Here is a 20846-nt window from a genome sequence, read left to right as displayed (position 1 = left end):
CGAAAAAATGAGAGGCAACCCGGTATGGCCGTGATGTCATAGCAACGGCTTGAGCCGCGTCACGGCGGGCAGGTCCCAGGCATGGGCGATCAGCTGGCTGACTTCGTCGTCAGTGGCCGCGCCCGAAAACGTGACAAGACGGCGAAACTTCGCTTCCAGCTCGTCCCGGCTCAGTGTATTGCCCGGGTCGCCCTTGGGTTCGTCGATCGCGGCGCTCAACCGCCGGCCGTCGCGGGTCGTGATCTCGACGCGCCCCAGCCAGCGCCGGGGATAGGCGGCATCCACTTCCGGATCCAGCACCATCGAGACACGCTGGCGGAAACTGGTCACCGCCTCGTCCTGAAGGGCGTGATCGCGGAAACTGGCCAGGCTCGCATCGCCGTGCACGGCGATCAGCCCCAGCACGCTGCCCATCGAGAACTTGGCCTGGTGAATGGTGCGCGGGTGGACGACCGGGCCGAGCACGTCGATCGCCGCCTGGTGGACTTTCGCGGTGACGGTCTCGATGTCGTCGTGGGTCAGCGCTTCTCGCTGCATCAGCGCCAGCAGGGCGTCCGCTGCCGGATGCGTATGCCGGCAGGAGGCGTGATACTTGAACGAGGTCTCGACCAGCGCCCAGCGTTCGCCGAGACGGTCCGTCAACTGGCCAGAATCGGCATCGGTCGACATGCCTGCCGCCATCCCCTGCGGGCCCTCGAGGATATGCTTTGCCCCCGTCAGACCGCTTTGCGTCATGTAGGCGGCAAGAAGACCGTCGGAAGCTGCCTTGGCCGTGTGCAGCTGCTTGGAGTCGGCGGCGTCGCGCAGAAATTCCCATAGCCCCGCAGCCTGGGTGCCGGCATTGCCGAGCAGGTTAACGAAGCCATCGGTGTCGAGCTCCATCAGCTTGCCTGCGGCCACCGCAGCGGCCAGCGTCCCGGCGGTGCCGGTGGTATGGAAGACCCGGTAATGCGAGCGGCCTAGAAATTCGCCGATCCGAATCCCCGCTTCGTAACCGGCCACGGCGGCAGTGATCAGGTCCCGGCCGCTGCTGCCCAGGTCCTGAGCGGTTGCCAGCGCGGCGGGAAAGACCACGGTGGCGGGGTGCAGCACGGAGCTGTTGTGCAGGTCGTCCTGCTCGACCACGTGGGAGGCGGCGGCGTTGACCAGCGCGGCGAAATGGGGCGAGGTCATGCGGCGATCGGTCAGCTGCTGACAGCCGCCGTCGCTGGGGCCCATCAGCCGGCTGTAGTGCTCGAACAGCGGAATCGGCGCGTGATTCTTGCCGGCCAGCGTCGAGCCCAGCCAATCGAGATAGAGCGCCTGGCAGCGTTCGACGACGTGTTGGGGGATCTGAGCGTAACTGAGTTCGGCCAGAAAACTTGCCAGTTCACGCGTTCGATCACGGGTTTGATCATGGACCAGTTCATTCATGGCAAACGTTCCTCGAGTCGATTGGCGATCTCGATCAGGTTGTCGTCGGGATCGCGAACATAGACGGAACGGATCGGGCTGGTCGCCCCGGTCCGGTCAACCGGGCCTTCAATGGTCGTGACGCCTGCGGCGGCCAGATCAATGATCACCTGTTCCAGTGGTGTCTCGCTCAGGAAACACAGATCCGCCGAGCCCGGCGTGGGGCGGTCGGCCTTGGGTTCGAATTCACGGCCGTGACGATGCAGGTTGATCTTCTGCTCGCCGAATCCCAGGGCGATCCGACCCTCGCCGAAGACGACGCGCTCCATGCCGAGGGCGCGGACGTAGAAATCACAGGTCACATCGATGTCGGCGACCGTCAGCACCAGATGGTCTAGCTGCGTGATCTTCATGGGCGATCTCAGAACGAGCGTGGCAGATCGAGCAGATGCTCGGCCACGTAGGAGAGAATCAGGTTGGTGGAGATCGGGGCGACCTGATAGAGGCGCGTCTCACGGAACTTGCGCTCGACGTCGTACTCGGTGGCGAAGCCGAAGCCGCCGTGGGTCTGCAGGCAGACATTGGCGGCCTCCCACGAGGCCTTGGCCGCCAGGTACTTGGCCATGTTGGCACTGGCCCCGGCCGGCACACCGGCATCGAACTCCTGGCAGGCGCGCCAGCGCATCAGATCGGCCGCTTCCACCTCGATATGTGCTTCGGCGATGGGGAACTGCACGCCCTGATTCTTGCCGATCGGACGGTCGAAGACGATGCGCTCGTTGGCATAACGACTTGCCTTGTCGATGAACCAGCGACCGTCGCCGATGCATTCTGCCGCGATCAGGGTGCGCTCGGCATTGAGCCCGTCGAGAATGTAACGGAACCCCTTGCCTTCCTCGCCGATCAGGCTCTCTGCCGGCAGTTCGAGATTGTCGAAGAACAGCTCGTTGGTCTCGTGACCGACCATGTTGGCGATCGGCTGGACCGTCATGCCGTTGTCGATCGCCTGGTGCAGGTCGACCAGGAAGATCGACATCCCCTCGGACTTGCGTTTGACCTCGGCCAGCGGCGTGGTGCGGGCGAGCAGAATCATCAGATCCGAGTGCTGGATGCGCGAGATCCACACTTTCTGGCCGTTGATCACGTACTTGTCACCGCGCTTGACCGCCGTGGTCTTGATCTTGGTGGTGTCGGTGCCGGTGGTGGGTTCGGTGACGCCCATCGACTGCAGACGCAGTTCGCCGCTGGCAAGTTTGGGTAGTATCTCGGCTTTTTGCGCCTCGCTACCGTGCTTGAGCAGTGTCGCCATGTTGTACATCTGGCCGTGAACGAAGCCGGCGTTGCCGCCGCAACGATTGACTTCCTCGAGGATCACGCTGGCCTCGGTCAGCCCCAGGCCGGAGCCACCGAACTCTTCGGGGATCATCGCGCCGAGCCAGCCGGCTTCGGTCAGTTCGGAAACGAATTTTTCGGGAAAGCCTCGAGTTTCATCGATATGGCGCCAGTATTCGCCATCGTACTGCTGGCACAGGCTGCGAACGCCGTCACGGATCGCTTCCAGCGCCTCTTGGTCGACAGGGGCTTGGTTGATAGGGGCTTGGTTGATAGGGGCGAGACTCATGATCGAGACTCCTGATCTTCGCTGTTATTGAATTCCACCGTGGCGCGATGGGCCGGCCCGTCTTGATTGCCGGCGGTCAATTCGGCCGTACCGGCGCCAGTAATGCGCCCGGTGGTCTGGAAGGGCTGATTGGCGATCAGCGGGCGCAGGCCGCGGTACTGAATACGGGTAGGCGGCGTCCGAGGATTGGCCTCGCAGAAAGCCTGCAGCTGGAGCGTCGCGATCAGCGGCCCGTGCACTACCAGACCCGGATACCCCTCGGTTTCGGTGACGTAGGGATGATCGTAATGAATCCGGTGACCGTTGAACGTGACCGCCGAATAGCGGAACAGCAGGACCGGATCGGGATCGATGGTCTGCGACCAGTCGGCTTCCGGCATCGGCTCGTCGAGCGAGAGCTTGGGCGGTGCCGGCTGGCGATAGACGATGTCCTGTGCTTCGCGGATGGCGAGCTCGCCGGCCTGGTGATACTCGTGTTGCACGGTCACGAACAGCAGCGAGCCGGTGCGGCCCTGCTTTTCCTGAATATCGGTCACCGTCGAGACGCGTTCGGCCTCGATGCCCACTCTCAACGGTCTCAGAAACTCGACGTGTCCGCCGGCCCACATGCGATTGCGGTCGTCTGCCGGGGGCAGAAAACCGCCTCGAGTCGGATGACCGTCGCCGCCCAGCTGCGCGCCGGGAAGGGGATGCTGGAAAAACGCCCAGTGCCAGAGCGGTGGAAGGGGCTCACCCGAAGCCGGGCACGGTTTGCCGAAGGTGGCGGCGACCCGGGCAACCAGCGCACGGTCGAGATGGTCCGTGCTCTGTTCCCGCTTGCCGATCCAGCTTTCGAGCGCGTCGTTGCCGTCGGGCACATATTCGGACGCATAGTCAGACATCAGGCGATCCACCAGTCTCGGAAGGTCTCGCCAGCATGGCCGGACTCGGAGTCCGAGGACATCTTTCTTTTGTGGCAGGGGGCTTTGGTTTCGCTGAATACGACTTTGGTGGTGGCGCGGGGCTCGAACCACTCTCTTGAGCCTGAGCCCTTGAACAAAAGCCCTTGAACAAAAGCCCTCGAACGGCAAACGCCCCTGACGGCGGTTTGCCGCCAGAGGCGTTCTTGAGTGGCCGTGTTATAGACTACTCAACTCAGCGCGTAAGCGAACTCGCCCTGATCATCGAGGCTGACGGCTAGCTTCTCGATCGCTTCGCCGTTGGCCATCTTGTCCAGCACCTGGGCGGCAATCGTGGGCATCAGGCTGCCGGAGAGGATATTGTCGATGTTGCGCGCGCCGCTGTCACTGTCAGTACAGCGCTCGGCGACGGCTTCGACGATGGCCGGATCGTACTCGAACTCGGCCCGGTGATTGTGCTCGAAGCGGTTTTTGATACGGTCCAGTTTGAGTCGCACGATGTTGTGCAGGATCTCTTTCTGCACTGGGTAGTAGGGGATGATGTTCAAACGGCCGAGGAATGCTGGCTTGAACACGTCGTTAAGTTGATCGCGCAGGCTCTCGACGATGGCATCCGGGGCGGGCAGGGACTCGACGCCGAGGCACTGCTGCATGATGTCGTCGGTGCCGACGTTGGAGGTGAGCAGAATCACGGTGTTGCGGAAGTTGATCTCGCGACCTTCGCCGTCGTCCAGCACTCCCTTGTCGAAAACCTGGAAGAATAGCTCCAGCACGTCCGGGTGCGCTTTCTCGACTTCATCCAGCAGCACCACGCTGTAAGGCTTGCGGCGCACCGCTTCGGTCAGCACGCCGCCTTCGCCGTAGCCGACGTAGCCGGGGGGCGAGCCCTTGAGGCTGGAGACGGTATGCGCTTCCTGATACTCGGACATGTTGATGGTGATCACGTTGCGCTCGCCACCGTAGAGCGTGTCGGCCAGCGATAGCGCCGTTTCGGTCTTGCCGACGCCGCTGGGGCCGAGTAGCAGAAAGACGCCGATCGGCTTGTTGGGATCTTCCATCCGCGCGCGAGAAATGGCGATGCGCTTGCCGATCTCGGCGAGCGCATGATCCTGCCCCAGCACGCGCTCGCCGAGCAGTTCGGGCAGGCGCTGCACGGTGGTGATCTCGTCGCGCATCATCTTGCCCAGCGGAATGCCGGTCCAGTTGGAGATGACTTCCGCGATCACGTTGCCATCGACATGGCCATGGACCAGCGAGTGCTCACCCTGGACCTCGGCGAGTTCGCGTCGAACGTCGCCGATCTGCCGGCTCAGTCTGTCGGCATCGCCATCCTGCTTGCCGGCCTCGACGGCTTCCCGTTCGCCCTCCAGGGACTTGAGCCGGGTCACGATTTCCTGTTCGCGCTCCCAACGCGTGGTCAGGTCGTCGATCTCGGCTTGGGTAGTCTCGAGCTGCTCGTTGAGCGAGGCCAGCGTCTCGGCATGATCGCTACCCTCGCGTTGCTCACGCTCCAGCACAGCGATCTCGCTTTGGAAGTTGTCGATGCGGCGGTGGGCATCTTCCAGTGCTGCCGGTTGTGATGACTGGGCCAGTGCCACTCGTGCGCACGCGGTGTCGAGCACGCTGACGGCCTTGTCCGGCAGCTGGCGACCGGTGATGTAACGATGCGACAGGCGCACGGCCTGGACGATGGCATCGTCGAGAATGGTCACCTTGTGGTGATCCTGCATGCGCTCGTTGAGGCCGCGCAACATGTTGATCGCGACCGGCTCCGTCGGCTCCTCGACCTTGACCACCTGGAAGCGTCGCGCCAGTGCGGCGTCCTTCTCGAAGTACTTCTTGTACTCCGCCCAAGTGGTGGCGGCGATGGTGCGTAGTTCACCCCGAGCCAGCGCCGGCTTGAGCAGGTTGGCGGCGTCGCCCTGGCCGGCCTGTCCGCCGCTGCCGATCAGCGTGTGGGCTTCGTCGATGAACAGGATGATCGGATGCAGGCTGCGCTTGGTCTCCTCGATCACATTCTTGAGTCGGCTCTCGAACTCGCCCTTGACCCCGGCGCCGGCCTGGAGCAAGCCGAGATCGAGCGTTCGCAGTTCGACGTTCTTGAGCGGCGGCGGGACGTCGCCGTTGACGATGCGCAGTGCCAGGCCTTCGACGACGGCGGTCTTGCCGACACCCGCTTCGCCGGTAAGGATCGGATTGTTCTGACGTCGGCGGGTCAGAATATCCACCATCTGGCGGACTTCTTCTTCACGACCGAGTACCGGGTCGATACGCCCGGCACGGGCATTGCCAGTCAGATCGATAGTGTATTGATCCAGCGCTGGTGTCTTCGACTTGCCCTGGCGTTCGCCGCTCGCGGGTTGCTGCGCAGGCCGGCTTTCGCCGCCGGTGCCTTCATCTAGCGCGCGAACATGCTGATCCTCGCTGCTGCCGCCGATCAGGTCGTTGATATGTGCCTGCAGGTCGTCGACGTTGATGTACTCGAGTTCGCGGGCGCCGTCGATGACCACGCGTCGCAGTTCCTCGTCCTTCAGCAGCGCCAGCAGCAAATGGCCGCCGCGAATCTGCGCTTCGCCCTGGTCGATCGAGGCGATGACCCAGGCGCGCTCGATCAGCTTGGTGATTCGAGGCGACAGCGCAGGCGTACGGGTGTTGCCGGTCTTGAAGGTCGAGACCGTCTCTTCGAGCTGCGAGGCCAGGCGGTCGAGTGACACGTCATAATGGCGGGCGATACGCAGCAAGTCGTTGTCGTCGCTGTCGAGCAGCTTGAGCAGCAGGTGCTCGATGTCGACATCGTACTGGCGCTCGGCCAGGCACAGCGCCGCGGCGCCTTCGGTGGCCTCGCGGCAGGGATCGTTGAGTTTGTCGAAGAGAGATTTGAGACTCACGCCGTGGCTCCATCAAAGGGGATGTCGAAGAGTGCATGGCCGTGGGAGTCGGCCGGTCGGTCGGTAGGTTTAAGCCAGCCGAGCCGCCCCAGTTTGAGACTGTCGCCCGCGCCCAGCTGCGGGGCGGGGATGCTGTGTTTGTCCAGGATCAGTTCAATCTCGAAATCGAGCTCGATACCGGCATAGAAGCGCAGCAGTTTCACCAGTTTCTGGTGGGCAGCGGTATCCGGCAGCAGGGAGCGGTACGCTTCCAGGCTCAGGGGGCCGAATGCAACCCGAAACGCTGACTGGTAATCGCGCACTCTCGTGCCGGCGACAGCGCTCTGGCCGAGTCGGGCGTTGGCCTGGCCGAGCCGTGTGTACTGTTCCGGCGCCAGACGCACCCAGCGGCCGGCGAAGGGCATGACACGGCAAGGGAGCTGGAAGGAGTATTCCAGAATCGATTGCAGGTTGCTTGGGTTACGCGGGCGTTGGCTCCACAACCCGGAAAACCAGCTGAACAAGTCCCGGCGAAGCGAACCTGGGTCATCGCGATCCAGCGTTTGCTCCAGCGTGGTCGGGGTAAAACCGACCAGATGCAGCAGCCAGTCTTCGAAATCGGCGCTGCCCTTGCGCTCGTATTCGATATGGAACCGATACTTCTGCCACGCTTCATAGAACAGCGCCGTCATGCGGTGGGAGAAAAAGTCCATGAAGGCGTGGGCGGCGTCGTCACGTTTCTCGATATGACGATTGATCAGCAGTTCGGTGTAGGGGCGCGGCAGCACGCCGGAAGGCCCCACCAATCCCATGAAAGTCACCTGAATCTCGCTCAGCGGATCGCCGCTGGCGGAGCGCACCTTATCGCCCTCGAAGGTTAGATCGCTGATCTCGCTGGGCGGAAAGTTGAGCGACAGCAGAGAGCGAAAGCGCAGCGGGTCCTGATGCGGTCGATTCTCCGGGTCGATGCGTCCGTTGCGGCTGTAGTGCAGCCGCAACAGACGCACGAGCTGGAAGAACCCGAATCGCCAGGGCTCCGCTCGCGCCTGGTCGATCAGACCAGGGGCTGAGTACCGGTTCTCGGCTGCCATTGGGCGACTCGCTGTTCGCGCTGACGAGAGCGCAGGGTGAGTTGAGTAAAACTGTTGAGGCTGCAGTACTGGCCAAAGAAGTGATCCAGGACCATACCGAACAGATAGATGCCGCTACCGGTGAACTGGCTTTCGTCGAGTTCCAGCGTGATACCGGTCCCGCGGACGAATGCCGGGCGCGGATGGCCGATGCGGGTCATCACCGGTTCGCTCGTGATCGAGGAAATGCCGTTGATCTGCTTGCGGATCGCCGAGGCCTGGCGATAGTTGTAGAGCGTCAGCAGCTCCATCAGTGCCTCGCGACCGTCCGAAACCAGCGAGAGATGGTTGAGCGATAGATGTGAGACCAGGCGCCATATCAAGCCCTTGCCCATGGGCGGCCGCACCGGCGCTGTCGGCTTGCGCAGGCAGCGGATCTGTTGCACGACCTGCTCGCGTTCCAGTGTAAAGTCGCCCTGTGGATGGCCGAAGCTCATCAGCTGAGGTAGGTCGCGGTTGCTACAGGTGAGCTTGAGACTGAGTGTGTCGCTGCTGCCATCCAGCATTTCGAGCTCGCGATCGACCACGCGCAGGCGCATCTCGGTGCCGGGGTCGCGGGCATTCTCGGAGGCCACTCGCCGTGCTATCCAGTAACTCTGATGCGCCTGCTTCTCGCTATCTCGAGGTTCGAAGAAGGGCAGACAGGGCGCGACTTCGTCCTGAGTGGCGGTGCGGATGACCCGAGTCACCTCGTCGATCGAGACGATTTCGGTCGAACGTGCATGGCGCACGTCGGGGACTACCGGATACTCGTGGCGCGTGTGGCTCAGCTTGATAGGCTCCGCCTGTTGCGGGAACAAGTTGACCACCGGGGTGCAGCCGAGTCGGAAGTTATGGCGGCCGACGGTCTGCGCCAGTCTTGCCAGCCGTTCGTGCTGGTCGTAGTCGCGGAACAGAAAATGTATCTGAATCTGCGTCACGAGTTTGCCGGCGAGCGGCCGCGCCAGGCCGTTCAGGTCGAAAAACAGAAACTTTTCAGGGAAGGTAAAGTATTCGTGCAGCAGCCGATAACCCAAAAATGAGCGCTCGGAGTAGTCGATCAATCCCTCGCCATGACCGAAGCCGACCGGTGTAATAGCATCCGGCGCCAGCCCGATCTCCCTTCGCTGGCCAGCCTCGACGAAGCTCACCGAGATCCTTGCCACATTGTTGAACAGCAGCTCGTACAGCGGGTGCATCAAACTGCCTTCACCATCGAGAAACAGCCGCAGGCGGTCCATCTCCAGTTTGCCGAAATCGGTATTGCCGAGGCTCTCCAGTGACAGTGTCAGCTTGGCGACGTTATCGTTGCCGTGAGTGTTGAACGAGGAGCGTTCGAGTCGCGTCAGTTCGGCGCCGCTCAGCGCCACCGGCCAGATCTCCACCGGGTAGCAGGTACGAAAGCGACAGAAGGAGTCCTCCACCGGACGCGAGTGCAGCGCGGTGTGGCGCGACAGGTGATAGGCCCCGGTCAAGGAGGTCTGCGCGCCGGGGTCGAATTGGACAATGGATAGCGCTGGCGTCGGGCGCAGATAGTGCGGATAGAGCACGTCGAGAAACGCCTCGACGATCTCGGGGAAATCGTCGTCGAGTTTCTTGTGTACACGGGCGCTGAGAAAGGCGAACGACTCAATCATGCGCTCGGCGTGAGGGTCCTCACAGTAATCCCCCTCGAGCAGCAGCCGCGAGGCAATCTTGGGATAGCGCTGAGCGAACTCCTGGCCCAGAAAGCGCAGGTGCGAGAGTTCCTTCTCGTAGTAGGGCAGCAGGTCGTCGAGCATTAGATCAGGTTCTGCACCTTGTATTGGCGGGTATTGACTTGCAGTACGGCATCGAAGGCCACGCGCTGGCTGGCTTCACTCAGCGACAGCACCGCTTCGATGCGGAACTGGAGTATGCGGTCATGACTATCCTGATTGAGCAGTTGCACGCGTACGCTGCTGAAACGCTTGTCGCCCTGCTCGATGGTGCGTTCCAGTTGACGCTGGATCAGCCGGCGATCTTCCGTGCTGCGGATGCCACGGCTGACGAAATCCGGCAGACCGTAGTCGAGCAGCGTTCCCTGTAGCGTCGGCCAACCGTCCAGCTCACCGGCGACCAGTTCACGCCGGGTATTGACCAACTGCTCCAGGTCTCGCACCACAGATTTCTTGTAGTCCGCGATGGAACAGCGATGACCGGGCTGAGCCTCGGTCGAATGCTGAGGCTCGTCGTCGAGTAGACGATCGAACAACGTCGGCACCATTTGCAGCGTTTCACTCATTTCGTACCTCGACATTTTTTGGCACTTCGATATCTACCCCTGCGGGATCGGGTAGCAGTCGATGCCTTGGTCAGGGCTGGCGTCACGATGACGCAGGCACCCGCCATTGGGCCGGTGCCTGCGATAAGTGCGTCTCGATCAGGAGCCGCGTGTCGACTGCGGCAACTCGGAGACAAGACGCAGCGACGCGGTCAGCTCGTCGAGCTGGTAATGCGGACGCAGGAACGTCACTGCCTTGTAGGCACCGGGCTTGCCGGGCACTTCCGCGACTTCGACGCGCGCTTCGCGCAGCGGATACTTGGCCTTGGCTTCCTGACCGGCGTTGTCGTCCAGCAACACGTACTGGGACAGCCACTCGTTGAGGTAATCCTCGACGTTCTGGCGGGAAGCGAAGCTACCCACCTTGTCGCGCATGATCGCTTTCATGAAGTGAGCGATCCGCGAGGTGGCAAAGATGTACTGCAACTGTGACGACAGGCGCGCGTTGGCATTGGCCACGTCGGTGTTGTACTGCTTCGGCAACTGGGCGGATTGGGTTCCGAAGAACGCGGCATAGTCGGTGCCCTTGCAATGCACCAGCGGAATGAAACCCAGATCGGACAGTTCTTTTTCGCGACGGTCGGTGATCGAGATTTCGGTAGGACACTTGAGTGCCACTTCGCCATCGTCGGTCTGGAAAGTGTGCGTCGGCAGGTCTTCGACCAGCCCGCCACCTTCGACGCCGCGGATCGCCACGCACCAGCCATATTTGGAGAACGCATCGGTGACGCGAGCGCCCATGGTGTAGGCGGCGTTCATCCACAGATACTTGTTGTGGTCGCGGCCGTCGACGCTTTCGGTGAAGTTGAATTCTTCCACCGGGGTGGTCTCTTCGCCGTAGGGCAGGCGACCCAGCACGTGGGGCAGTGTCAGGCCCACATAGCGGGCATCTTCCGAGTTGCGGAAGGACTTCCACTTGGCGTATTCGACCGTGTCGAAGATCTTGGAGAGATCGCGCGGCCCGGTCATGTCGGTGAACGAATCCCAACCGAACAGCTCCGGCGAGGCCGAGGAGATGAACGGCGCATGCGCGGCAGCCGCGACATGGGAAACCTGCTCCAGCAGGTACATGTCCTGCGGATGACGGCCGAACTCGTAGTCGCCGATCATCATACCGAAAGGCGCGCCGCCGAAAGTACCGTACTCTTCCTCGTAGACCTTCTTGAATAGCGCACTCTGGTCGAACTCGGAGGCCGACTTGAGATCCTTGACCAGGTCCTTCTTGGACGCGTTCAACATGTGGATCTTCATGTTGGTGCTGGTCTCTGACTGGTCGGTCAGATACTTGAGGCCACGCCAGGAGGCTTCCAGCTGCTGGAATTCGCTAGCATGCATGACCTCGTTCAATTGATCCGAGAGCAGCGAGTCGATTTCGGCAATGCGCGAATCGAGCACCGCGATCAGATCTTTGCTGGGCGTGACTTCGCCTTCTAGGACCTGATTGACCAGTTCGTCGATCAGATCACGAGTGCGGGTGCGCTCGGTTTCCGAGCGAGCCACACGGCTTTCGGAGATGATGCTGTCCAGCAGCGAGGTCTCCGGGGCGAAGACTTCCTGCGTTTCACTCTGCGAGGTGTTGTCGGTCTGATTCTCGGCCATGGGAGACTCCTGTTATTCCTTGTCTTGCTGCGGTTTGGCAGCGGCTTCGCGTCCCAGCTCTTCGCCCAGCGTCTGAAGCTTGTCGGTATTCTGCAATACGTCCATCAGCAGCTCTTCGAGCTTGTCGTTGCCGCCCATCTTGTTGCGCAGGTCGGCCAGCTTGTTGCGCACCTCGAGCAGCTTGCGCAGCGGCTCGACCTGGCGCACGACTTCCTGTGGCTCGAAGTCTTCCATGCGCTTGAAGTTGAGTTCCACCGGCAGCTGAGAACCGTCGTTGGCCAGCGTGTTGTCGACGCGATAGCTCAACCGTGGTTTGACGCCTTTCATCACGCTATCGAAGTTGTCGCGATCGACGTTGACGAATTTGCGATCCTTCAGCCGGGGCAGCGGCTCGAGCGGATTGCCTGCGTAGTCGCCCATGACGCCGACGACGAACGGCAGCTCTTTCTTCTCGATGCTATCGCCGATCTCGACGTCGTAGGTCAGATGCACACGGGGCGCGCGGACGCGCGACAGCTTGTGTTGAGTACTTTCGTTCTTGGCCATGACAATGTCCTCTCTCGAGATAGCGAGTGCGTTGTGGTTTCTAAGTTCTCATCCGTGTTCAGGCGGATGGCGATGCGTTGACCGCCTTGATCAGCTGCTCGCGCAGGTTGTCCTGCATGGCATTGATTGCGTCTTCGGAGATCAGCTCCTCGAAGCTACGGCTGCCTGAAATCTCGGTGCTATGCCGAATGACCTCGTCGGATGGCAAGGTCGATGCAACGGGGGAGCTGATCACGCAGAAGGGGAGTTCACCGAAATCGTCGAGCTGCTGAAAACCGATTGTGAATCGAAGCCCCTGGAATAAGCGGCCCAAGCCTCCGGCGCGGCTGAAGCAGTGAAACAGCATCAGGTAGTGGACGACAAAGCGATGAAGCTCCGAGCCGCTGCGGTTGGGGTCGCGAATCACCTGGCGAAAGCGGCTCAGATCGAATGACGAATAGCCTACGACCCAGCGTGCCGGGCTGGTTACGCGTACGGTGTTACCGCCGGGTAGAGTATGGTCGTACTCCAGCGGAAACAGCTCGGGAGTCGAGTTGATGATGTTGAGCGGCACTTCCAGCTCATTCATCAGATTGAAAGGGCGTAGCGCCGCATGCTTGTCGAACAGCGTGCGGAACTCCTTGAAGTGGTGCTGGGTTTCGCGGCCACTGCCGCGAGGCGCGCCCTGCAGGTATTCGCCGAACAATGGTTGAGGCCGCACCAGTGGCGCCAAGGTCGTCAGGTAGTCTGCCGCCTGTGCCTTGAGCAAATCCGATACCACTCGCGTCTGCTTGCGCGAGCGAATGAAGCTATCAACATCGAAGGGCTGCGTCATGATTGATTCCCGGTGCGACTTCGCGTCATCGAAGTGTAATTCGGCTAAAGTCGATCTGTTCCAATTCGTGCCTGCTCGCGATTCGTTATTTGAAACTCACTGTGACTCGGTGCTCATTGTGCCGTGCTCGGCGAAAGACTCAACACATTAACGTTCAGCGAACTTGAGCCTTATCATGAATTGAAAAGTATTGTATCGGAGAGTTGTTACAATATAGTTAGGCGATTGCCCATTAGAGCTGTAAGCGATCTCTTACATCGTTTGTAAAAATATGTTCCAGCTGCTTCAGTGCCTTTGATGCCTCAACTGCTCTTGTCTGAGTCTGTTGGCATCGACAGGCTTGGCGTGAGCAATTGCAGGGTGACGCTCTCACCCTCTTCGTCAATGGCTGGCTCACCCTGCTCCGTTAGCGGTTGCAGACTGCCGTTGTCTAGCCTGATATATGTCCGGGTTTCGCCGACTTCGGGGCGAAGCACGTAGAGCTGACGCTTGAAGTCATTAATATATTGATTTTCATGCCAATTACCCCAGATTGTGTTGACGCGTTCCCCGCCCGGCGCATCGATTTTGATCTCATGCAGGTAGAACCCGCCGGGGGCACCAGTGATGGCGTCACGCTGCAATACCAGGTCTGTATCGATGCCGTTGCAGTTGCTGCAAGGGAGGGTCCCCTCGAAGCGCTCGGTCGCTTTGACATAGTTGACCTGCGGATTGGGTCCGGAAGCGCAGGCACTCAACAATAGGCAAGCCGTCAGTGGAGCCAGTTTAACGAGTCGTGCTTTCATGTGTCGGTCTCAAACTTTTTGTAAATAAATGTTTCTAGGTAAGCTAATGTTAAATCTGTCGCTTATTATAGCCACTAAATCTGGTACGGTGTGCATCGCGTGAGATAATTTACCCTCAAATCGTCTCCCGGTGATTCAGTATCCGCGACTTCCTTACGACTTAATAAAAGAGTGGGTGAGACGGCGATGATGGCGTCCGTACGCATTTTGGGAATGGGTTTGCTGGTCGCGCTGCTGGCCGGTTGTGGTGTGGCAGATCGTGTCGGTAATCGCCTGGGAGATACCTGGGCGGGCGATCTGCTCGGCAATCAGGAGCGCGTGCGCGTCACCATCGATAGCGATGAATCGGTCAATCCGGATGCCGACGGCAAGCCGTTGTCGGTCGTCGTCAGGATTTACCAGTTGACCGAGCAGCCTTCGTTTGCCACCGCTTCGCCGCGTCAGTTGTGGCGCGATGAGGAGGCGGTCCTGGGTAAGAGTTTATTGTCACAGCGCGAGGTGACGCTGCTGCCGGGCGAGGAGAAGGTGGATACGGCAGCGCTGGACCCCAGTACACAGTATGTCGGTGTCGCTGCTTTCTTCCGCAACACCGTCAGCGATGATTGGCACGTGGTCTTCGATGCCGAAGAGCTGAGAAATGACGGGCTGCTGAGCGCTTCGGAAGGATTGAAGCTGCACCTCGTCGGAGATCGCATCGAAGTGGCGCGCGGCCACGATCTGCTCGGCAATTGATTCTTCCAGCGATGGATTCGGCCAAAGACCGTCACGAGATGGCGGCCAGTAGCCCGTCGATCACCGCGGGCATCAGTATTCAGAGGCACGGGACAGGGACGTGAGTAAACAAAACCGCATCATGTGGTCGGAGGGCATGTTCCTTCTGCCCCAGCACTTTCAGTATCAAGATGAATTTCACCAACGCCAGTTGGTCGAAGCGCGTCAGGCTCAGCATCCGTTTCATTGGGGTGTGCAGGAGATCGCCTTCGATGAAGGGGCGCTGGAGCAGGGCACGCTACGTTTGACCCGGCTAAAGCTCGTGTTTCCGGACGGTTCGCTGATCGATGCGCCTCAACATGATCCATTGCCGTCGGGCCGCAGCCTGGAAGAGTTGGCACGCAATGGCGAGGTCAAGATCTACGCAGCCCTGCGCACGCTGGAACCCTGGTCCCCCAGTTATCTCGATCAGGACGCGCCGCGCCACGGAGGCCGTCGCTTCGTGCAGCACTTCGAGACGCGCCCCGACCTCAATGAAGGGTCTCTGGAGAATGAGCTGGGGACGCTCGAACTCAATGCCACGCTGCTGATGGAGGGTGACAGTCTCGATGGTTTCACGCATTGCCCGATTGCCTTGCTCAAGCGCAATGCCGCCGGTGGCTTCAGTCTCGACGGTGAACGTTTCATGCCGCCGGTGCTGCATATCGATTCTGTCTCTTTGCCGTTCGATATCGCCAATCGGCTGATCGGTATGCTGCAGGCCCGCAGTGAAGCGCTTTCCGGCCGCCGTCGCGAGCGTGCCGACCAGGTAGCGGAATTCGGCTCCAGTGACGTGACGCTGTTCTGGCTGCTTTACACCATCAACCGTGCGTACCCGCAGTTGGCGCACTTGTTAGCCAATCCGCGGCTGCATCCCGAGACGCTCTACCGTTTTCTCGCCGAGCTCGCCGCCAGCCTGATGACGTTCTCGATGTCCCACAAGCTGGGAGACATCCCCGAATACGATCATCGAGATCCGGCACCGGGGCTGCTGAGATTGGAGGGGATCGTGCGCGAACTGCTCGAAATCGTCGTGCCCAATCAGTACATCCCGATTCCGCTCGAGCAGACACGCCCTTCCTACTATGTGGGGCGGCTCAATGATGCTCGCCTCAAGGATGCCGACTTCTACATCAGTGTTCACGCCGATATGCCGGGTGCGCAGATCCTCGAACTGGTCCCGCGGGCGTTCAAGGTCGGCTCGCCGGAAGACATCGAAGTGGTGGTCAACACCGCCATGCCCGGCGGCACCCTGAGCCACGCTTCGCGAATGCCCAGCGCAATTCCGGTTCGCCTGGACAATCACTACTTCGCGCTCGAACCCCATGGCGCCGTTTACGAACGAATGATGGACGCGCAGGCGATCGCCTTTTACGTCCCCAGCGGATTCAAGAATCTCAGCATTGAATTGATGGCGGTAATGAAATGACCCAAGCCCTAGCTCACCCCTCCGATATCGCCGAGCCGCGCACGCTCAAGACGCTGTCGCGCGATTTCATCTCCATGGTGCTGATGGTGCGTCGCGGCCAGCAGGCTGAAAGTGTCGAGCGCTTTCTCGAGCGGGTCGATCAGTGGCTGCGCGAATTCGAGGAGAAGGCCAGGGGGGAGAACTATAGCGCCGCGGCCGTAAAGGATGCGCAGTACGCGCTGTGTGCCTTTCTCGACGAGAGCGTGCTCAAAGGTGGTATTGGCAATATCCGCGAGCATGTCGAGCTGCATCCCTTTCAGTACCGCTATTTCGGTGTGCACCTTGCCGGGGAAGGCTTCTACGATCGGCTCGACAGTCTGCGTTCGGATGTGCGCGCCAATCTGGATGTGCTGGAGGTGTATCACCTGTGTCTGGCGCTTGGCTTCGAAGGTAAATACAGCCTCGAGAATCGCGACCAGTTGCGCTATATCGCCAACACCCTTGGACAGGATATCGCGCGTTATCGCCAGCAGGGCGACGAGCGCAGCGAGAGCTGGAAGTTGCCGGACCAGGTTGGGCAAATGCTGCGTTACGAGATTCCACTGTGGGTCTATCTGCTCGGCATCGTGGTGATTTTTCTGGTCGTCTACGGCGGGCTGCGCTGGTGGCTGGGTAGCGAGACCGATTCGCTGATCGAACAGATTCAGCAGCTTTTCCATTCCACCCGCTGACGAGCGAGCCCGTACGATGCGTTTTCTTCGATTCCTGCGCTCGCTGAAAGGCTTCTGGCCGCTCTCCATCGTGTTGTGGTTGATGGGGCTGGCATTATGCGTCGTGCTGCTGCCCATGGTGACTCAAGAGCGCGAGCTGATCTTCATTGCCATGGCGTTGGTGACGGCGGTATGGCTGCTGATAGTGGTGATGCGCCAGTACCACCGTATTCGTGCGGAAAGAAATATCGAAAACCTGGTGGAGCTGGAAGTCCACCGTGACGCTGCCGAAAGTGAGTCCGGTGACTACCAGGTGCTGAGCGAGCGTCTCAAGCACGCCATGGCGATGCAGCGCGCCGCGCGTTCCGTCGACGGCGGCAAGGCGTCTCTCTACGAACTGCCGTGGTACCTGGTTATCGGCATGGCCGCCTCCGGCAAGACGTCACTGCTGACCCGCTCCTCGCTTTCCGCGACCATGGCGGGCGGCAGCAATCTGTCATCTATCAGCGGCACGCAACACTGCGACTGGTACTTCAGTCGCGAGGCAGTAATGGTCGATACCGCCGGACGTTATCTGGTCGAAGATCGCCCCGCAGGAGAGTTTGCCGACTTTCTCAAAACGCTGCGCAAACAGCGTCGCAAACCCGCCATCAACGGCCTGGTAATGGTGGTCAGCCTGCCTGAGCTGCTCGAAAAGTCCCGCCAGGAAGCGCATGCGCTGGCCGAGAAACTGGTTGCCCGCGTGGCCGAATATCGCCAATGCCTGGGTATCAATCCGCCGGTCTATCTGTTTTTCAGCAAGGCCGATCTGCTGCCCGGTTTCACACGGACCTTCGAGGCACTGGATGCCACCGAGCGGCAGCAGCCCTGGGGCCTGACGTTTTCGTTAGATGAGTTGCGTCGTGACGGCGTAACCGGCGCATTTCAGCAGCGTTTTCCGACACTAGTGGCAGCTCTTCGTCAGCGTGTCGATCGGCGCATGATCGAGGAGGGTAGCGATGCCGACAGCGAGCTGCTGCGCTTCCCGGATTATTTCGCTGAACTCTCCGGCGTGCTCAGCGATTTTCTCGAACAGTTCGACATTCAGCAGCAGGGTGAGCGGGCGCCAGTCTTGCGCGGCCTATATTTCACTAGTGCGTTGCAGACCGGTCCGACACTACCGCCGTTGCTGGATGAGCAGACACGCTCCGAGTTCGCTCTCGAACCGGGCCCAGTCTCGGCGCCGACGAAGCGAACCGGCGAGAAGAGCTATTTCATCACCGACACCTTCCGCAACGTGGTTTTTCCCGACCGCAACCTGAGCCTCTACTACTCTCAGCGCGGCGATCGACGCGCGTTTCCTGCGTTCATGATCGGTGCTGTTGGCGTGCTTGGTGTCGCGGCGATCGCCGCCCAGGGCTGGTCCGCCTACAACAACAAGCTGTGGATCGATCATATTCAGCAGAACCTCGACGACGTCACGGCTGGCAACAGCACCGGCAGGCTCAAGCCGCACGAGCGTCGGGCGATGCTCGATGACCTGGAACAGCAGTTGGCGGCCATCGAACGGCATCGCGAGAGCGGCGTGCCGCTCAAGTTGGACCTGGGGCTCTATCAGGGGGAGGCACTGCGCGATCCGCTCAAACAGGCATGGGCCACACTGATGCGGGAAGACGTCCTGGCGCCGCTGGCGAACCGGCTGGCACGTCAGTTGCGTTCGCTGGGCAGCTTTGCGACGGCGGGCGGAGAAATCGATACCGACGCGGCGAGCGACGATGCCACGGCGCGTTCATCGAGTGGTGACGGCGCTGCCGCCGTCGACAACAGTTCTCAGGCGGTGGGAAACAGCGGTCAGGCGATCGGCCAGGGCGCGTTGGATCGTCTGCAGGAGCGCTCGACGTCGCGCCCGACGTTGGGCAGCGTACCGACGAGCGCGTCAGAGCTGAGCAGTCGTGCTCGTGGTGAGTTGCGTTCGAGAACCACCGACAGTGCACGTGACGCCTGGTACTCGGCGCGTAGCAATGCCGAGACCGAGCTCGAAGAAGGTCTGCGCAGCCGGACCAGTGAGCTGGGCAGCGTCGTCGGCGACAGCAACGGTGACGAGTCGACGCTGACGCTCTCCGGTGAGCAGGGCCCGTCGCTCTCCGAAGAGATGCTGACCCAACTGAGTCAGGAGGACGTCGAGCAGCTGATCGGAAGCTACTCCTCGCTCAAGCTTTATCTCGTCCTCACCGATCCGGCTTCGCATCAGGATCAAGGGGATTTCGTCGCCTCCGCGCTGCCTCGGTTGTGGCAGGACTCGGTTCGCCGGCGAGGACTTTCCCGATCGCGTGACAGCATCGTGGATAACGCCGCTCTCTACGTGCATTACCTGCAGCAGGGGACGGCGCCCGCGCTCGAGCGCGACGACAATCTGGTCGCCGATAGTCGCGAACGGCTCAACGCGTTCCTGATCGATAGCAGTCTGGTCGATCGCGAATACCTGCGCTACCAGCTGGATGTCGAGGAGCGCTACGATCCGCTCACGCTATCCAGAATGGCCCCTGACATGCCTGGCCGGCTTTTCTATTCCAGTCGGGCCGTCCCCGCTTTCTACACCCGACAGGTATGGGACGAGTACCTGCGCCCGGCGATCATCGAAACGGTATCCGGCGATCTGCAGCGCGAGTCCGACTGGGTGCTGGACGACGAGAGCGTCGATGACGCCGTGCAATCCAAGGCGCGCTTCGTCAGCCAGTTGATGTCGCGCTACAAACGCGACTACGCGATCGCTTGGGAACGCTTCCTCGGTAACACTCACGTCTCCCATTTCGACACCCTCGATCAGGCCAGCGTAAGACTGGCGGAGCTGAGCGATCTGCAGGGTTCACCGCTGCGCCAGGTGCTGGAAGCGGTCAAGGCCAATACCGGCTGGGACGATCCGCAGGCCAATGACGTGGACGGGGACGCCAGCGGCAAAACGCAGGACAAGAGCTTCTGGGGACGTGCCATGAGCGTCTTCGACAGTGGCGATGGCGGTGCCATGGTGGATCTGGCGACACTGCCGAAGATCAACGATGGGGCGCTAACTCGTCACTTCCGCCCGGTGGCGCGAATGCTCGCTGCCGATGAGGCCACCGGCAGCGACAATTCCGTGCTCAATCAGTATCTGCTCGATCTGCGTCAGCTCAAGGTGCGAGTCGACAATGTCCGTAGCGCCCAGGACGTCGGCCGCAGCAGTAAATCACTGATTATGGCGACGCTTTCGGGGCAGCCGACCGAGATCAACGGGCTGCGCAATTTTGTAGCATCCCGTGTGGATACTTCCCGTGCACCGCTGGTCAAGGCGCTCGAGCCGTTGTTCCGAGTTCCCGTCGAGGACACCTGGAAGGCGCTCAACGATCCCGCCAAGAACCAGCTCAATGCGGCCTGGGACGACAAGATCGTCACACCCTGGGACCAGATGGTCGCCGGGCGCTACCCGGTCAGCGATTCGGTCAACGAAGCTTCGGTTCGCGACCTGGAGTATTTCATCGACCCGGACCAGGGGGCGCTGTCTCAGTTCCGTCAGGAGGAAATTGGCGACCTCGCCGGTTCCGGCAGCGGCCAACGCTCGCCGATGGTCGACCCACGCATGCTCTCCAGCATCGATGATGCCACCGCGCTTGGACAGGTCATCGATAGTCTCTCCGATCTACGCAATGGCTTCGAGCTGCAGATGAATCCGACCGCGGGACTGACCGACATCATTCTGACCATCGACGGTCAGCGCCTGCATTATCGTAACAACACCCAATCCTGGGAGCGGTTGATCTGGCCGGGCGACGGCGAATCCTTCGGTGCGCGCATGGATATCGTCAATCGGAACGGGCAGCGCCACACCGTATTCGATTATCCCAACCGGTGGGGATTTCTGCGCATGATCGAGAGTGCTCGTATCACGCCAATCGACAGCGCTCGGCAGCGATTCAGCTGGCGCACCTATATGGGCACGGTGAGCTTCGATGTGCGCAATTTCGGCGGGGTGAAAATATCGGATCTGCGTCGAATCAAGTCGCTGAGCATCCCAATGATGAGTCGATGACG

General features: G+C 60.9%; 16 protein-coding genes. 4 read left to right on the top strand and 12 right to left on the bottom strand.

The features are described from left to right. Positions 1-36: 36 nt before the first annotated feature. The 12 genes from DOM58_RS13390 to DOM58_RS13335 all read right to left on the bottom strand — a co-directional run bounded on the left by DOM58_RS13390 (position 37) and on the right by DOM58_RS13335 (position 13934). Positions 37-1413, bottom strand: coding sequence for an MmgE/PrpD family protein (locus DOM58_RS13390; protein ID WP_110693252.1), 1377 nt, complete (start codon positions 1411-1413; stop codon positions 37-39). Continuing rightward, positions 1410-1805, bottom strand: a complete 396-nt coding sequence (locus DOM58_RS13385; RefSeq protein WP_110693251.1) for a VOC family protein — start codon at positions 1803-1805, stop codon at positions 1410-1412. The genes DOM58_RS13390 and DOM58_RS13385 overlap by 4 nt, the downstream gene beginning before the upstream one ends. An 8-nt stretch (positions 1806-1813) precedes the next feature. Continuing rightward, positions 1814-3013 (bottom strand): acyl-CoA dehydrogenase family protein, encoded by a 1200-nt coding sequence (locus DOM58_RS13380; protein WP_110693250.1) that lies wholly within the window; start codon positions 3011-3013, stop codon positions 1814-1816. Beyond that, entirely contained in the window at positions 3010-3894 is an 885-nt protein-coding gene (locus tag DOM58_RS13375) for an HTD2 family dehydratase (protein ID WP_110693249.1), read from the bottom strand. The genes DOM58_RS13380 and DOM58_RS13375 overlap by 4 nt, the downstream gene beginning before the upstream one ends. A 248-nt stretch (positions 3895-4142) precedes the next feature. After that, positions 4143-6800, bottom strand: coding sequence for a type VI secretion system ATPase TssH (gene tssH / locus DOM58_RS13370; RefSeq protein ID WP_110693248.1), 2658 nt, complete (start codon positions 6798-6800; stop codon positions 4143-4145). Continuing rightward, complete coding sequence (gene tssG / locus DOM58_RS13365; protein ID WP_110693247.1) at positions 6797-7870, bottom strand: type VI secretion system baseplate subunit TssG; 1074 nt, start codon at positions 7868-7870, stop codon at positions 6797-6799. The genes tssH and tssG overlap by 4 nt, the downstream gene beginning before the upstream one ends. After that, entirely contained in the window at positions 7834-9669 is a 1836-nt protein-coding gene (tssF, locus tag DOM58_RS13360) for a type VI secretion system baseplate subunit TssF (protein ID WP_110693246.1), read from the bottom strand. The genes tssG and tssF overlap by 37 nt, the downstream gene beginning before the upstream one ends. Further along, positions 9669-10151, bottom strand: a complete 483-nt coding sequence (tssE, locus tag DOM58_RS13355; RefSeq protein WP_075562135.1) for a type VI secretion system baseplate subunit TssE — start codon at positions 10149-10151, stop codon at positions 9669-9671. The genes tssF and tssE overlap by 1 nt, the downstream gene beginning before the upstream one ends. A 138-nt stretch (positions 10152-10289) precedes the next feature. Beyond that, on the bottom strand, positions 10290-11789 hold the full coding sequence (gene tssC, locus DOM58_RS13350) for a type VI secretion system contractile sheath large subunit (protein WP_075562136.1): 1500 nt from the start codon (positions 11787-11789) through the stop codon (positions 10290-10292). A 12-nt stretch (positions 11790-11801) separates the two neighbouring features. Then, positions 11802-12335, bottom strand: coding sequence for a type VI secretion system contractile sheath small subunit (tssB, locus tag DOM58_RS13345; RefSeq protein ID WP_075562137.1), 534 nt, complete (start codon positions 12333-12335; stop codon positions 11802-11804). Positions 12336-12393: 58 nt separating this feature from the next. Further along, on the bottom strand, positions 12394-13149 hold the full coding sequence (locus DOM58_RS13340; RefSeq protein WP_110693245.1) for a hypothetical protein: 756 nt from the start codon (positions 13147-13149) through the stop codon (positions 12394-12396). Positions 13150-13451: 302 nt separating this feature from the next. Further along, on the bottom strand, positions 13452-13934 hold the full coding sequence (locus tag DOM58_RS13335; RefSeq protein WP_110693244.1) for a copper resistance protein NlpE N-terminal domain-containing protein: 483 nt from the start codon (positions 13932-13934) through the stop codon (positions 13452-13454). Positions 13935-14120: 186 nt separating this feature from the next. On the opposite strand from DOM58_RS13335, the gene tssJ reads away from it, so the two are divergent. From tssJ to DOM58_RS13315, 4 genes are all read left to right on the top strand, one after another. Then, a complete protein-coding gene (gene tssJ, locus DOM58_RS13330; protein WP_110693243.1) occupies positions 14121-14666 on the top strand; it encodes a type VI secretion system lipoprotein TssJ in 546 nt (181 codons plus the stop codon). Between the two features lie 100 nt (positions 14667-14766). Beyond that, positions 14767-16113, top strand: a complete 1347-nt coding sequence (gene tssK, locus DOM58_RS13325) for a type VI secretion system baseplate subunit TssK (RefSeq protein ID WP_110693242.1) — start codon at positions 14767-14769, stop codon at positions 16111-16113. Next, a complete protein-coding gene (gene icmH, locus DOM58_RS13320) occupies positions 16110-16823 on the top strand; it encodes a type IVB secretion system protein IcmH/DotU (protein ID WP_110693241.1) in 714 nt (237 codons plus the stop codon). The genes tssK and icmH overlap by 4 nt, the downstream gene beginning before the upstream one ends. A gap of 16 nt (positions 16824-16839) precedes the next feature. Next, a complete protein-coding gene (locus DOM58_RS13315) occupies positions 16840-20844 on the top strand; it encodes a type VI secretion protein IcmF/TssM N-terminal domain-containing protein (protein ID WP_110693240.1) in 4005 nt (1334 codons plus the stop codon). Positions 20845-20846: the final 2 nt, after the last annotated feature.

It is taken from the genome of Salinicola halophyticus (assembly GCF_003206695.1).
In the GTDB taxonomy this organism is placed as follows: domain Bacteria; phylum Pseudomonadota; class Gammaproteobacteria; order Pseudomonadales; family Halomonadaceae; genus Salinicola; species Salinicola halophyticus.
Note: the sequence above shows the minus strand (reverse complement) of the source record. Positions and strands in the feature narration are given on the sequence as shown.